This window comes from Rhizobium sp. M1, assembly GCF_002531805.1.
Lineage (GTDB): Bacteria > Pseudomonadota > Alphaproteobacteria > Rhizobiales > Rhizobiaceae > Rhizobium > Rhizobium etli_C.
This window is the reverse complement of record NZ_NWSW01000007.1, coordinates 45,355-58,937: the sequence shown is the minus strand read 5'-3', so window position 1 is coordinate 58,937 and position 13,583 is coordinate 45,355. Positions and strand designations below refer to the sequence as shown.

Below are 13,583 nucleotides of genomic sequence, written 5' to 3'. Positions count from 1 at the left end.
GGCTTGATGGCTCAGCCATTATCCTTCAACAAGCGGCTCTTCTGGCGGTTCCAATCGCGCTCCTTCTCGGATTCGCGCTTATCGTGCAGCTTCTTGCCCTTGGCGAGCGCCAGTTCCATCTTCGCCCGTCCCCGATCGTTGAAATAGATCTTCAGCGGGATCAGCGTCATGCCTTCGCGGTTGACGGCTGAGCGCAGGCGATGGATTTCGCGGCCCGACAGCAGAAGCTTGCGACGCCGGCGCGGTTCGTGGTTGAAGCGGTTCGCCTGCAGATATTCCGGCAGGTAGGAATTGATCAGCCAGATCTCGCCGTCCTCGTCCGATGCGTAGGATTCGGCGATATTGGCCTTGCCTTCGCGCAGCGACTTGACCTCCGTGCCCATCAGCACGAGGCCGGCCTCGTAAGTATCGATGATCTCGTAGTTGAAGCGGGCCTTGCGGTTTTCCGCCACGACCTTGTTCACCACGCGCTGGCTGCCTTTGGGGGCCATGACGATATTTCCTTCGAGGCGCGCGAAAAGCCGCGCCCTCATTGCTGCCCTTTATGTAAGGGAACGACCCGGCCTTGTGAAGACGGGCGGTCTCTTCAGTTCAGCAGCCCGGCATGGCGCAGAGCTGCGTCGATCGCCGCTTCGGTTGCCGGCTCCAGCGTCGACAGCAGCGGCGAGCGGACGTTGCGGCTCATGCGGCCGAGCTTGGAGAGGCCGTATTTGGCGCCGCAGAGACCGGGCTCAAGGAAGATCGCCTTGTGCAGCGGCATCAGCCGGTCCTGATATTCCAGCGCGCGGGTGTATTCGCCGGCCAGCGTTGCCGCCTGAAAATCGGCGCAGAGGCGCGGGGCGACATTGGCCGTTACCGAGATGCAGCCGACGCCGCCATGGGCGTTGAAGCCGAGCGCCGTTGCGTCCTCGCCGGACAATTGCCTGAAGTCCTTGCCGCAGGTGATGCGCTGCTCGGAGACACGCTCGATCTTGCCCGTCGCATCCTTGACGCCGACGATATTCCCGTGCGCCTTGACGAGCGCGCCCATCGTTTCCGGCGTCATGTCGACCACCGAACGGCCGGGGATATTGTAGATATAGATCGGCAGAGCGACGGCCTCGGCGATCGCGGAAAAATGCGCGATCAGCCCCTTCTGCGTCGGCTTGTTGTAATAGGGCGTGACGACAAGCACGGCGTCGGCACCGACCTTTTCGGCATGCTGGGCAAGCTCGATCGCCTCACGCGTGTTGTTCGAACCGGCGCCGGCCATGACGGGAACGCGTTTTGCGGCCACTTCGATGCAGAGTTCCACGACCCGCTTGTGTTCGGCATGCGACAGCGTCGGCGATTCGCCTGTCGTGCCGACCGGAACGAGACCGCCGCCGCCTTCCTTGATCTGCCAGTCGACATGGGCGGCGAAGCTGTCTTCGTCGATCGATCCGGCATCGGTGAAGGGGGTAACGAGGGCGGGAATGGACCCATTGAACATGCAAAGCTCCTCACGACCAAATCCTTGCTTCGGCCGCATTCCATGACTAAGAGTTGCGCACCATAAAGCGCCGAAATCATCGCGACAAGCGCGGAGAGTTCGGTTTAGGGCAAAATCCGATAGCAGATGTGAATGAATTTTACCTGGTACGGTAAGGTTTCGTTAAGATGCCTCCAGCCAAATGGGTAGGGCGTGTTTTCGTTGCGAGATCCCGGATGAAGAAAGCTGTCCTGATTCTGACCGCCTTCGGCTTCGTTGCCGCCGCGTGGGGCAGCGTTGCGTCGCCGCTTGCCGGCGAAAACCTTCCTGCGGCCGACGTCAAGCCGATCGGCTTCGTGCCCGAGACATCGATACCGGAGGCGCTGACCACCGGCGCCATCCCGCGCAATCCGGCCATCGCGCCTGTTGCCAGTGATCTGAAAACCGGCCTCGACGCGCTTAGCGCCAAGAATCCGCAACTGGCTCTGTCGATCCGCGACAGCATGCGGCAGGGGATGCTCGACCGCCATATCCTCACCTGGGCGATCGCCGTATCCGGATTGAAGGGCGTTCCCTCCTATGAGATCGCCAGCGCAGCGCAGGAGCTCAAGGGATGGCCCGGCCTTTCGCGGCTGCGCACCTATTCCGAACGGGCGCTCTACGATGAAAACCCCGCCCCATCAGCCGTGCTTGCCGCCTTCGGCGACACCGCGCCCGAGACGATGCAGGGCGCCGTCATTCTCGGGCGGTCGCTGGTTGCCTCAGGCAAGCAGGCGCAGGCGGCCAAATATATCCGCAAGCTCTGGCGCACGGAGGCGCTCGACAAGGCGGGTGAAGACAAGATCCTCGTCGAATTTTCCGCCCTGCTGACGCCGGCCGACCACAAGGCGCGGATGGACTATCTGATGTATCGCGGCCGGGTGGCGCAGGCGAAGCGGTTCGGCGACATGGGTGAGGCGCAATCGCTCTACAAGGCCTGGGCCGCCGTCGACGCCAAAGCCGCCAACGCCGGCGCGCTCATCAATGCCGTCGACGCGAGATGGCGAGGCGATGCCGGCCTGCTGTTTGCGAAGATCGAATATCTGCGCAAGCAGGACAAATATGCCGAGGCCGCAGCCCTGCTGGAGAAGATGCCGCGCGGAGCCGGCGAACTCGTCAATTCCGGCGAATGGTGGAACGAGCAGCGGATCGTCAGCCGCGGCCTCGTCGACCAGGGACAATTCAAACCGGCCTACCGCATCGTCGCAAACTACGCGGCAACCAGCCAGACCGACATTGTCGAGGCCGAGTTCCACGCCGGATGGTATGCGCTTCGCGGCCTGCAGGACCCGACGACGGCGGAAAGACATTTCCGCAAGATTCTGGCGACGTCGAACGGACCGATCTCGGTGTCGCGCGCCTGGTATTGGCTCGGGCGGGCAGCCGAAGCCGGCGGCCCTGGCATTTCAGGCGAATTCTACGGCAAGGCCGCAAATTTTCCCGGCACTTTCTACGGCCAGCTCGCAGCCGAAAAACTGGGACGAAAAACGCTCAATGTCGCCTATCCCGCGCCGAGCACGGCCGACCGCCAGCGCCTTCAGGCGCGCGAAGCCGTGCAGGCGATCACCCGGCTCGAGGCGGCAGGTCACGGCTGGCGCGCCGACATTCTCTATCTCGCGCTTGCCGACCAGCTGCAGAGCCCGGGGGAACTGGCTATCCTCGCAGCGCAGGCCGAGCAATCGGGCAATCACCATCTGTCGCTGCAGATCGGCAAGATCGCCTATGGCCGCGGCATTGACGTCGCAGCGCTTGCCTTTCCCGTCGGGGTGATCCCGGCGAATGCCAATATATCCGGCTCCGGCAAGGCGCTCGCCTATGCCATCGCCCGGCAGGAAAGCGCCTTCAATCCGGCCGCCGTTTCGGCAGCAAATGCGCGCGGTCTGCTGCAGCTTCTGCCCGGCACGGCCCAGGCGGTGGCCAAGCGCCACAACATCACGTTTTCGAAGGACAAGCTGACGGCCGATGCCGGATATAATGCGACGCTCGGCGCGCATTATCTCGGCGAGCAGATCGAGGCCTTCGGCGGCTCCTATATTCTCACCTTCGTCGCCTATAATGCCGGGCCGAAACGGGTGCCGGAATGGATCGGCCGCTACGGCGACCCACGCGGCAGGCCGATCGACGAGATCGTCGACTGGATCGAGCGCATCCCCTTCCCCGAGACGCGCAACTACGTGCAGCGGGTGATGGAGAATTACGAAGTCTACAAGGCTCGCCTCGGCCAGCCGACGGATATCGAGCGCGACCTGATCGGCGGACGCAGCGCCTCCTGAAGCCGTTTGGCGCGGCTTGAAAAGCAGGCTACATCTTCGGGCTCAGATAGGTCTTGAGGATGCGATGGCGGACATGGATGCAGGCGGTTTCCAGGAACGATATTATTCTTCTGCCGATGGGCTGACGCTTTATGCCCGCGACTACAGGCCGGACGAGGCGGCAGCCGCGGCACGGCTGCCGGTGATCTGCCTGCCCGGTCTGACCCGCAATAGCCGGGATTTTCACCCGCTTGCGCTGCGTCTCTGCCGCGACGAGACAGGCCCACGCCGGGTGATCGCGCTCGATTCGCGCGGACGTGGAAATTCCACATGGGATGAGAACAAGGCCAATTACACTCTCGCCGTCGAGGCCGGCGACATTATTGCCGCCTGCGCGGCATTCGGCATCGAGCGGGCGGTTTTCATCGGCACATCGCGTGGCGGACTGATCCTGCATCTGATCGCGGCGACACGGCCGGATCTTCTCGAAGCCGTCATCCTGAACGACATCGGCCCTGCGATCGAGGCCGGAGGGCTGGCACTCATTCGCGACTACTTGAACAGCGGCAGGAAGCCGGCCGATTGGAACGAGGCGGCCGATATACTGAAGCAGAATCACGGTGCCTCGTTTACCGCGCTTGCAGGGGAAGACTGGCGCGAGATGGCGCTTGCGCTTTACCGCGACACCGACGGAAGACCGGTCGCCGACTTCGATCCGGCAATCGCCGAGGCGCTGCGATCGGTCGATTTCAGCCAGCCGCTGCCCGAGCTCTGGGAGCAGTTCGAAAGCCTGAGCCGGCTGCCGCTGATGCTGATCCGCGGCGAAAATACGGCTCTGCTCTCAAAGGAGACGGCCGCGGAAATGGTCCGCCGGCATCCGAGCCTGATCCTGCACGCAGCTCAGGGACAAGGACATGCGCCCCTCCTCCATCTTGGCAATATCCCTGCAGCCATTGGAGCCTTCCTCACCAGCTGCCGATAGCTGACAGAGATCGTTCAGCCGCAGCCGCGCGCCTTTTGAGACAGGCAAAGGCGCCATAACCTTGCAAGCCGGCGGGCTTTCCGAAACGGCTCCGATTTCCAGGCCGCTGCCCCAACTGCCTCCATGCCATTCGTGCAGATACAAAAAAAGCCCGGCTCGAGAGCCGGGCTTTCCTGATTGACCGAGGTCAGATCAGATTAGAACGAGCGCTGCAGGCGGAAGTAGCCAGCCGTCGAGTCGTCGTCGTTTTCCGGATCGAGGTACTGAACCGAAGCCTTGGCGTAGAAGTTGTCGACGATCTGGTAATCAACCGTCAGACCAACCTTCCAAGCGTCGTCATCGCTGAAGTCGTCGCCAGCAACGTAGTAGTTGCTGTAGTACTGGACGCCAGGAGTGATCTTGAGCTTGTCGGTTGCCTTGATTGCGTATTCGGCAGCGATAGCCCATTCAGCCTTGGTGTAGTAGGAGCTCGGGCCGGAAGCGTATACGGCAGCGAGGCCGAGCGTACCGGGACCGATGTCAACCGTACCCATTGCACGGACAGCACCTTCTTCGTTGTCGACGTCATAGCCGGCAGTGATCTGGTAGCTGAACGCACCAGCCTTGCCACCGAGACCGACGGCTACGCCGACGTTGTTCGGCTCTTCGTCCGTCTTGTAGAAGCCGTCTTCCAGTTCGTCGACGCTGATGCCAGCGTAGAAGGCGTCGGTTTCGTACTGATAACGGATGGAGTTATGCAGCGTGACCGGCGAGCCGATATCGTCGGTTTCGCCCGAGAGGCCGTCGTCCCACCAGCTGTAGAACAGACCGGCGCGGAAGCCGGCGATGTCGATGTAAGCGGAGTCGAGCTTGGCGCTCTGATCCGAAGCGTTGTCAGCATTGAACTGCATGACGATGACGCCGGTCAGCGGACCATATTCGGTGTCGCTCTTAGCCGTGAACTGAACCTGGCCGCGCGTACGGGCGTCCCAGTCCGAGTCGTTGCTGTCCGAACCGTTGAGCGGCTGATCACCAACGTCAACCTGGAAACGGACGTAACCGTTGATCTTGAGGCAGGTTTCGGTGCCCGGGATGTAGAAATAGCCGGTGCCGTAAGCGTCGCAGACGCGAACATATTCAACCGGTTCCGGCTCGGCAGCAACGATAGCGTCAGCAGCCTGAGCACCGGAAACTACTGCGAGAGCAGCAGCGGAGCCGAGAAGAAGGCTCTTGATGTTCATAAATGACCTCCAATTCAAAGTTTCGATCGGGTTTGGGATCTTTCGCTGAGCAGCGTTCCCTGCCCCATCCCCGTGTTTCAAGAAGTGGACGATCCGTCGCCCTTGCTTCCGAGGGTGAAAATACAAGACGGCGGCCGTCACGCAATCACCAACTTGCTCCAACAGGGGGTTTGAGGGAGCCTTCCCCGCATTCTGTTGCTGAAAGGACACAAGTCGGGCAGCCGGCCCCGGTTTCCTTTATAGTTTGTTAAGAAAAGCCTGATTTTGCGGCAGCTTAGGCGAGATCGACAACGTGCTGGACATGCGTCTTTCGACACATTCATGACGCTTTTCTGACAAAATCCGATTGTTGCGGGAGACATCCGGATCCTCGGAAGCGTAACCGGCCGTTCACCGATCCACTTTCGCCGGTCGCCGAGGACAGGAACGCGGGACGTGATTCTCGCCGGCGATTCTCTCTCTTCGAAGGGAGGAGATTTCTCCACCGCGCGACTGCGAGGCATAGCCGACTAATCGACCATAATTCCCCGCCCGAGGGTAAGACACGAGATGCGCTGCGGAAATTGAAATGGCGGAGAAGATGGGATTCCTCGCCAAGTCGGCCGTAACCTATTGATTCACGAGTCGCCAAAACGTCGGTTCGGGTACGTACGTGGGTACAGGCGCAAAATTAGGAGTTCCGCGTCGTTACGTCAACGGATTTTCTCAGGCAAGTTTGTTTCGACATGAACGCCGTATAGGAGATCATCGACTGGCGCATGCAGCCATCATCGAAATCTGTCAGGAGAGCTCCGCGATTTTGGCCTGCCGATCGCACACATAGGGCTCCATTTGCCAGCGACCGGTTCGAACGATCAGGTCCAGTCATGCGAGGCCTCTCGTCAGGCTTGCACTTTTGGTAGCCTGATTAGATCAATGCGCTTCTTTCGATCGGAGATGAATTCAAGCAGGCGGTATGACGGATATTTCCGCACAGCAAATGACGGGGCGAGCCGCAGGTCATCGGGCGATACGCCCTGATCGGCCAAATCGAGGGCAGTGATCGTGGCATTGAACTTTCGATCTCCCCCCATGGTCCGAAACACCATGAGGATCGTGCCATCTTGCACCTGAAGCGTTTCCAGGCGGTAGATATCCAGGCTCTCTCCTTGCCTATTGCGAAAAGGCGAATGGTTGCTCTGGCTGGTGGCTTTTATCGAACCTGTCTGGGCCTGCTGTTTGTCCGTGCATGCATGTTTTGGCCAAGGCCAGCCCAGGTTGTCGAAAAATACCCGCCCCCCGTGGGGGCTTTGATAAAAAAATACGCGGTTATGGCAAACCGGACATTCGGCGTTCGGATTGACGTAAGAAGCAACCGAGTTGAATTGCCTGACAACTGCGGGATCAGGACTACTCCTATAGCCGGAGCACCACCCACCATCAACGTGGATGGGAATCGGGCGGCCGCCTTGATATCGAAATTCTATCCTCCCACCACAATTGTAGCAGCTCGGCATAACCGCCCCTTCGATGTCCGTACAAAACTAGACAGGTAACCGTTAACGTTCACTGAGAGACAACCCGCTGCAGGCTCGCCTCCCCCGGATCGTACTCGTACCCCGTAATTGAACCATCCTTGACCTTCTCCACGACCTCATCGATGACGTGGAGCGGCACGAGATACCATTCTTCGGGTTTCACTGGATTGCCGAACCGATCCCGAACGGTGAGGTCTAGGCGCGCCGGCGACAGGACGCGATGAAGCACATGTTCCAGCTTGGTCCTGTTGATATTGAAAAGCTTGTAGGTGGCGACGACTTCGACGTCGGCCAACAAGTAGGTCGATTGCAGTCGAGCGCCCGCGATCCGTTGCTCGACAGTCATGTTAGTGACGCCGATCTTATGGACAACATCCCTGTTCGCCGCGACGACGGGATGGTCCGAATTGCTTCGCAACACGTAGATGGTGCCGCTTTCCGTATCGCCGTCAGACTCCTGACCAGAGAACAGCGGTCCCGCAATTGGGTCGGTTATTCTGCGGCCGGCCTCGTCCTTGTTCAGCGAACGCTGAAGAGAGCGCATGAGCATTTTGCTCTCGGTGCCGTTGTCGAAAATCACGCGCAAGCGGGCGTCAGTTCGACCGTGTTCGGTTGTAAACTGCTCTCCCATTTCCGCGACATATGCCTTCTGTCCGCCGACGATGAACCAGGCACCTGGGCGAATTTCAGCTTTCAATTCGAACGGTCGGGTTTGACGTAATCCGGTTTCAAGCTCGGTTTGCACTGCATCGAACAACGGCTTGTACTTGTCGAAGTCCGCGCATGGCGTCCGGTTGGCAACGTCCTCGGCGGCGCGAACCTCAGCGCGCGGTTTAACATGGGTTAGATTTGTCAAGTCCACATCACCGACTGGTTCGACGCCGAGTTCCGCCAATAGGGTATCGTCGTCGAGGTCTTCAATCTGAACACTGGTTGCGGTGACTTCCGCCATCAAGCCGTACCGATCGAATGCACGAAGCAGCGATCGGCAATCCTCCTGTTCGCGTAGTCGGTCAAGCCGAACGGCATAGAGCCGTTCGAATATGTCCCGCGCTTCTCCATGCTGAGGCGTGCGGCCATGCTCCTCTCGAAACCGGACGATGTCTTCAAAGCCGGCGATGATCCGTTCTTCGCGTGGGGTTCTCGCGCTTTGCTTCTTGGCTTCCGGTGCCGCCCCGAGTTCGGCAAGGAGGTCGTCGTCGGAAATATCAACCATTCTTCTGCTGCTCTACATGTCGCCTCAGGGCGATAACCCCTTCCGCCATACGCTTTTCCCAGGCGTCCGCCGATGTGATGTCCGGCGCACGACCGCGATCCTGCATGAACTTCCTAGCACGTAGCGCCAGATCGCGAGCTTCCTCATAAGGAATGCTGATCTTCTTGCTGGCGATGACCGCGGCAACTTGCTTCAAGGTCTGTTCGCTCATGGACTTTGCCAGGATCGAATAGGCAGCCTCGAAGGGATTGATCCGGTCGATCATATCGATATCCAGATTACGGACGTCCATCGCGAATTTCCGGACGCCGTCGATCAGCGCCGATCCACCAGTCAGTTGGCCGGATTCTTCCAATTCGGCGGCCACTGACTTGGATTTCTGCGTCAGGTTCAAGGCGGCGATAGCGTGCTGGCGGATGGCTTCCTGGTCGACGTCACTGAGCTCAGGATAGCGATCCTTGACGATTTTTCCCATTCGGACCTGAGTCAACTCTTCCGGCACTGTCTCGTCGTCAAACAGCCCCTTTTCGAGGGCGGGCTTGTCCTGAACGAACGCCGTGATCACTTCGTTAAGGTCTTCCTGGCAGATGCGTTTGGCTTCGTTGCTCTGCGGCGTCACGAGGCCGCCGATCTCGAAATGGAACTGGCCGGTCGCCTCATTGAAGCCGACATTCGTGCCCTTGGGGTCATAACCCTGTTCGCCGTAATCGAAATCAGGCAGCGGCCCACTTTCAGCGTTCTTCGGCGTAAAGTTAAAGCGCGGCGCAAGCACCTGCTCCATCAACAGACTAGCTGCGATCGCCTTCAGCGTGTCGTTGACGGCGTCCACGACGGCCTCTTCGCTGGCGTCTGGCTCAGCGATCAGGTTGGTGAAGCGCGCCGACAACTTCCCCGGGGCGTCGCGAGTGGCGCGACCAATGATCTGGATGATCTCGGTGAGGCTGGCACGGTAGCCGACAGTCAACGCATGCTCGCACCAAATCCAGTCAAAACCTTCTTTGGCCATTCCGAGCGCTAGGATGATGTCGACGTGATCGCGGTCATTCTTGTGTTTCGGGTCTTTCAATGCAGAAACGACTTTGTCACGTCGTGCCGGCTCGTCATCGACGAGATCGGCGACTTTGATCAGACGTCCGTCTGGCAGGCGAACAAGGTGGAACCCGGTCTTAGGGTCTTCCCCTTCCCAGGTGCCGAGCGCATCCATGATCTCGTTGACCTCTTTCACCTTGTCCTTCGTGCTCTCGCGCGAGTTGACGTTGGGAATGTGCACGATGGTCTTGAGGGCAGCATCGAGGACTTTGGTGATCGCATCGAGATACCGGCCGGAATAGAAGAAGTAGCCGATATCGAGAGATTTCAGATGGTCGTACCCATTCAACTGTTCGTAGTACGTGTAGGTTACGGTGACGAACTTAGACTCGTCCTGAGGCGCTAGCACGGCCTCGGCATCGCCGCGAAAATAACTCCCCGTCATGGCGACGAGGTGTACCTTGTCTCGGGAAAGAAACTGCCCCAGTTGCGAGCCGAGCTTGTTGTCCGGATTCGAGCTGACATGATGAAACTCATCGACCGCAATCAGGCAGTCATCGAAGGCTTCGATTCCAAGTTCTTCGACGGAAAATCGAAACGTCGCGTGGGTGCAAACCAAGACCCGATCCTCGCTTTCGAGGAACTGGCCAACGGCCTTGACCTTCGACTTGGCGACGGACGTGTTTTCGATGCCGGCGACGTTGCAAAGATTCCACTGCGGCTTGACCGTCCAATCGGCCCAGAAGCCGTACTTCGACAGCGGCTCGTCGGCGAAGCTGCCGCCGATAGAGCGTTCTGGAACGACGATGATGGCCTTACGGACATTCTGATTGTGGAGCTTGTCGAGCGCAATAAACATCAATGCACGGGATTTGCCCGATGCTGGCGGCGACTTGATCAACAGGTATTGCTCGCCACGGCGTTCGTAGGCGCGCTCCTGCATCGTTCTCATGCCGAGTTCGTTGGCCTTTGTAGACGCACCTGTTCCGGCCGTGCGCATGGAAACAGATGGGACTGTCTTTGTCGTGGTCATGGGTCAGGCCGCGCCTTTCCTAGTCGATTGCTTCGGTGCCTTATCGGTGGTCATTTTCGTATATAGCTCGAACAACTTTTCCAGCCGCTCGGTATCATTCCGGAAGCGACGTCCGATATAGATGCGCTCCAGGACTTCGTCGTTACGCTCATGGGCGGCGCGAAGGTCCGCAGGCATGGCGTCGGGGTCGTAGAGATCGGCAATGGTCGCAGGGAAGTGAGCCTCACGAGCGAGTAAGATTTCTTCCGCGCAGCGGGTGAGGTCTGCCTTGTTCTTTTCAGTAAGCGGCGGCACAGGAAAGGTGTTCCAACCCAAACTATTTGAATATGCGAAATCCGTCCTTGTTCTGCCGCACACGGTCCCAATCCACGTTAGATGGAGGCGAGAAATAACCAAGCTGAGCGTCCACGAGGGAGTATCTATAAACGCAAAATTCTGACTACTTGGGATACTTTCGGGAGAACACACTCCCGCCGGCAGGTATTCACGGTTTTCGGAAGTAATTCGAGGCAATACGATTATTGGCTGTTGTGAAAGCTGGCCGCCAGCTGGATCATATCTTATCTCCACAAACCGATGTGGCGTTCTTGCGTATCGCCTAGTTGCCTCCTTTTCGCTCTCAGAACGCATCTGACGGGTTGCAGCGATACGATGAGCCAAGCTCGGTATCGCTTCCGCTTGGGGCAAATCTGAATCCGAAATCCAGAGACAATACTTCATTTCGCCGCTAATAAATTCGCGCGATCCGACCAGAGGCCGAACAAAGGACCGACGCTGCTCATCGCTGAGACCCAATCGATCTAGCTCCTGCTGATCCATGAGCAGATTTCCGCCATCTTTCGGCATGTTCCCCAGCGTCATCTCAGGAAGCGATGAGATTTGGCGCGACGACTTCTCAACTATGAGATTTTCGCCCTTAGTGAGATAGGCGTTGATCTTCGGCACTTCGTGGATCGTCAGTTCGCCGTTTTCGCCACTCTCATAGATTTGTCGTACCGATCCTGCCTCACGTTTGAAACCAATTATTGCTACCGTGACGCCCGCGTTGTAGCTCGCCAAATTCGCCCACTTGAATGATTTGTGTGCGAAGAAAATTTCCTGTCCCTTAGCGAAGACAAGTGGCCAGAGGATTGGAACTTGTTGGCCTTGGCATATCGAATTGGTGCTCACAAGGGCGCAAGAGCAGTCAACGGCCGTGCCGTATTCTGCGGCTTTCATGAACCATCCCGCGACGTAATCAAGGGATTTCCATTGATCCGTTAGGCCGGAAAAGACCGCACTCATGTCAAGCTTTTGCTCTTTCGTTTGGACTTTGTCGCCCTTGTATGGCGGATTTCCGCAGATGTATGTCTCTCCGCCCTCGTTTTCGAAATCGATCTGTGCCTGATCTAGCGGCGTATGAAAGAGATCATCAGCATGGAGTTTGACGCCCGTCCCCGTTGGTGGACAAACGCTGAGCCAGTCGAGCCGGAGGGCATTTCCACAAACAATCCAGTTCTGGGCGTCGAGCGGAAGGAACTCCGCCAGCGCCTCTTTCTGGCCGCGATACAGGACGTCACACTGATATTCGGCGATGATCAACGCAAGCCGAGCAATCTCCGCGGGGAAATCTCGCAATTCGATCCCTCGGAAGTTCGTTAGCGGTATGTCTGTCCGACGATCCGGTTCTCCGCGCTGTTTATTGACCTCGGCCTCGATAGCCCGGATTTCCTTGTAGGCGATCACAAGGAAGTTGCCGGAGCCACAGGCCGGATCGAAAACTCTGATCCTTGCCATGCGTCGGCGCAAATTTAGGAGCATGCGAGGGTTGGTGCCCGCTTCGTCCAGCTTTGCCCGAAGGTCATCAAGGAAGAGCGGGTTCAGTACCTTGAGAATATTTGGCACGCTGGTGTAGTGCATGCCGAGTGCGCCACGCTCCTCATCGTCAGCGACGGCCTGGATCATCGATCCGAAGATATCCGGGTTTATCTTTCGCCAGTTGAGACCGCCGATATGGAGCAAGTAGGAACGGGCGATCTTGCTGAAGCGCGGAACCTCGGTGCTCCCGGAGAATAGGCCGCCGTTTACATACGGAAATCCATTGGCCCAGCGGGGAAAGTTGGAGCGATCCACGATCTTTGTGTTCATACCCCTGAAGAGTGTGCCTATGACCTCGTGAGTATTTGATGAATCGCGTTCGCTCATCTGGTCGACTGTGGCCGTGAAGAGGCCCTCGCCATGGAAGATATCGGTGTCTTCGGCGAAGAAGCAAAAGATCAGCCTCGCCATGAAATGGTTCATGTCCCCACGGCGTTCGGCCTTCGCCCAGTCAGCGTTTTTCTCATCCCTAAGAAGTTCGACGTAGAGCTTGTTCAAACGGCCCGTGGCGCGGATGTCAAACGAGCTCTCGCGGATTTGCCTTACGGTGCTGATGCCCGCCAGCGGCAGGAAAAACCCGAAATGGTCGGCAAATTCCGGATAAGTGCAGGCGACCGTTTCGCCACTGGTGAGGTCTTCGGCTTCAAAGGTGACGCCATCGGTCGCCAGGATGAACTTGGCTTTGTTGGACGTCGTCTTCGGGCTGTTGCGCAGCAAGACAAGCGTCTCGCCGACCTTACCTCGTGCACAGGTCGCTATATGTATATTTGTCCGCTGGAGCACGCCGCCGGTCAGGTCCGACGCATTGGCGGACGGCGTACGCAGACGCCTGACCGTCGTTTCCTTATTGCCGAATGCCATCAGGAAGGCGAACGGAAACTCCGCAGAGTCGAACGGCTGCCCGGCCAGTTCCGATACAGCTTCTTCGATTTCGACCGCATTCATGCGACGTCTTCCTCATGCCCGTGTTCTTGTCCCCTGGCCCGTA

9 protein-coding genes are annotated in these 13,583 nt (G+C 58.5%); 2 read left to right on the top strand and 7 right to left on the bottom strand.

Annotated features, from left to right (window positions below):
- Positions 1 to 11: 11 nt before the first annotated feature.
- Together smpB and dapA are read right to left on the bottom strand one after the other, a co-directional pair.
- Positions 12 to 491 carry an SsrA-binding protein SmpB gene (gene smpB / locus CO655_RS07725; RefSeq protein WP_085736719.1) on the bottom strand — a complete coding sequence of 160 codons (480 nt, stop codon included), beginning with the start codon at positions 489 to 491 and terminating at the stop codon, positions 12 to 14.
- Positions 492 to 586: 95 nt separating this feature from the next.
- On the bottom strand, positions 587 to 1,471 hold the full coding sequence (dapA, locus tag CO655_RS07720; RefSeq protein ID WP_097664280.1) for a 4-hydroxy-tetrahydrodipicolinate synthase: 885 nt from the start codon (positions 1,469 to 1,471) through the stop codon (positions 587 to 589).
- Positions 1,472 to 1,686: 215 nt separating this feature from the next.
- On the opposite strand from dapA, the gene CO655_RS07715 reads away from it, so the two are divergent.
- A complete protein-coding gene (locus tag CO655_RS07715) occupies positions 1,687 to 3,762 on the top strand; it encodes a lytic transglycosylase domain-containing protein (RefSeq protein WP_097664279.1) in 2,076 nt (691 codons plus the stop codon).
- 64 nt (positions 3,763 to 3,826) lie between these two features.
- Positions 3,827 to 4,723, top strand: coding sequence for an alpha/beta hydrolase (locus tag CO655_RS07710; RefSeq protein ID WP_097606351.1), 897 nt, complete (start codon positions 3,827 to 3,829; stop codon positions 4,721 to 4,723).
- Between the two features lie 197 nt (positions 4,724 to 4,920).
- Here CO655_RS07710 and CO655_RS07705 read toward each other — a convergent pair whose 3' ends face one another.
- The 5 genes from CO655_RS07705 to CO655_RS07685 all read right to left on the bottom strand — a co-directional run bounded on the left by CO655_RS07705 (position 4,921) and on the right by CO655_RS07685 (position 13,540).
- On the bottom strand, positions 4,921 to 5,943 hold the full coding sequence (locus CO655_RS07705; protein WP_097664278.1) for a porin: 1,023 nt from the start codon (positions 5,941 to 5,943) through the stop codon (positions 4,921 to 4,923).
- Between the two features lie 881 nt (positions 5,944 to 6,824).
- Positions 6,825 to 7,439: a hypothetical protein gene (locus CO655_RS33340; protein WP_141514295.1), complete on the bottom strand. Its 615-nt coding sequence runs from the start codon at positions 7,437 to 7,439 to the stop codon at positions 6,825 to 6,827.
- A gap of 49 nt (positions 7,440 to 7,488) precedes the next feature.
- A complete protein-coding gene (locus CO655_RS07695; RefSeq protein WP_097664276.1) occupies positions 7,489 to 8,676 on the bottom strand; it encodes a GIY-YIG nuclease family protein in 1,188 nt (395 codons plus the stop codon).
- Positions 8,669 to 10,738, bottom strand: coding sequence for a DEAD/DEAH box helicase (locus tag CO655_RS07690; RefSeq protein ID WP_097664275.1), 2,070 nt, complete (start codon positions 10,736 to 10,738; stop codon positions 8,669 to 8,671). Before CO655_RS07690 ends, CO655_RS07695 begins: the two co-directional genes overlap by 8 nt.
- A 3-nt stretch (positions 10,739 to 10,741) precedes the next feature.
- Positions 10,742 to 13,540 carry a DNA methyltransferase gene (locus CO655_RS07685; RefSeq protein WP_097664274.1) on the bottom strand — a complete coding sequence of 933 codons (2,799 nt, stop codon included), beginning with the start codon at positions 13,538 to 13,540 and terminating at the stop codon, positions 10,742 to 10,744.
- Positions 13,541 to 13,583: the final 43 nt, after the last annotated feature.

Excerpts from the sequence above, each read along its gene's own strand:
- smpB (WP_085736719.1), bottom strand. The coding sequence starts at position 491 with ATGGCCCCCAAAGGCAGCCAGCGCGTGGTGAACAAGGTCGTGGCGGAA.
- dapA (WP_097664280.1), bottom strand. The coding sequence starts at position 1,471 with ATGTTCAATGGGTCCATTCCCGCCCTCGTTACCCCCTTCACCGATGCC.
- CO655_RS07715 (WP_097664279.1), top strand. The coding sequence starts at position 1,687 with ATGAAGAAAGCTGTCCTGATTCTGACCGCCTTCGGCTTCGTTGCCGCC.
- CO655_RS07710 (WP_097606351.1), top strand. The coding sequence starts at position 3,827 with ATGGCGGACATGGATGCAGGCGGTTTCCAGGAACGATATTATTCTTCT.
- CO655_RS07705 (WP_097664278.1), bottom strand. The coding sequence starts at position 5,943 with ATGAACATCAAGAGCCTTCTTCTCGGCTCCGCTGCTGCTCTCGCAGTA.
- CO655_RS33340 (WP_141514295.1), bottom strand. The coding sequence starts at position 7,439 with ATGCCGAGCTGCTACAATTGTGGTGGGAGGATAGAATTTCGATATCAA.
- CO655_RS07695 (WP_097664276.1), bottom strand. The coding sequence starts at position 8,676 with ATGGTTGATATTTCCGACGACGACCTCCTTGCCGAACTCGGGGCGGCA.
- CO655_RS07690 (WP_097664275.1), bottom strand. The coding sequence starts at position 10,738 with ATGACCACGACAAAGACAGTCCCATCTGTTTCCATGCGCACGGCCGGA.
- CO655_RS07685 (WP_097664274.1), bottom strand. The coding sequence starts at position 13,540 with ATGAATGCGGTCGAAATCGAAGAAGCTGTATCGGAACTGGCCGGGCAG.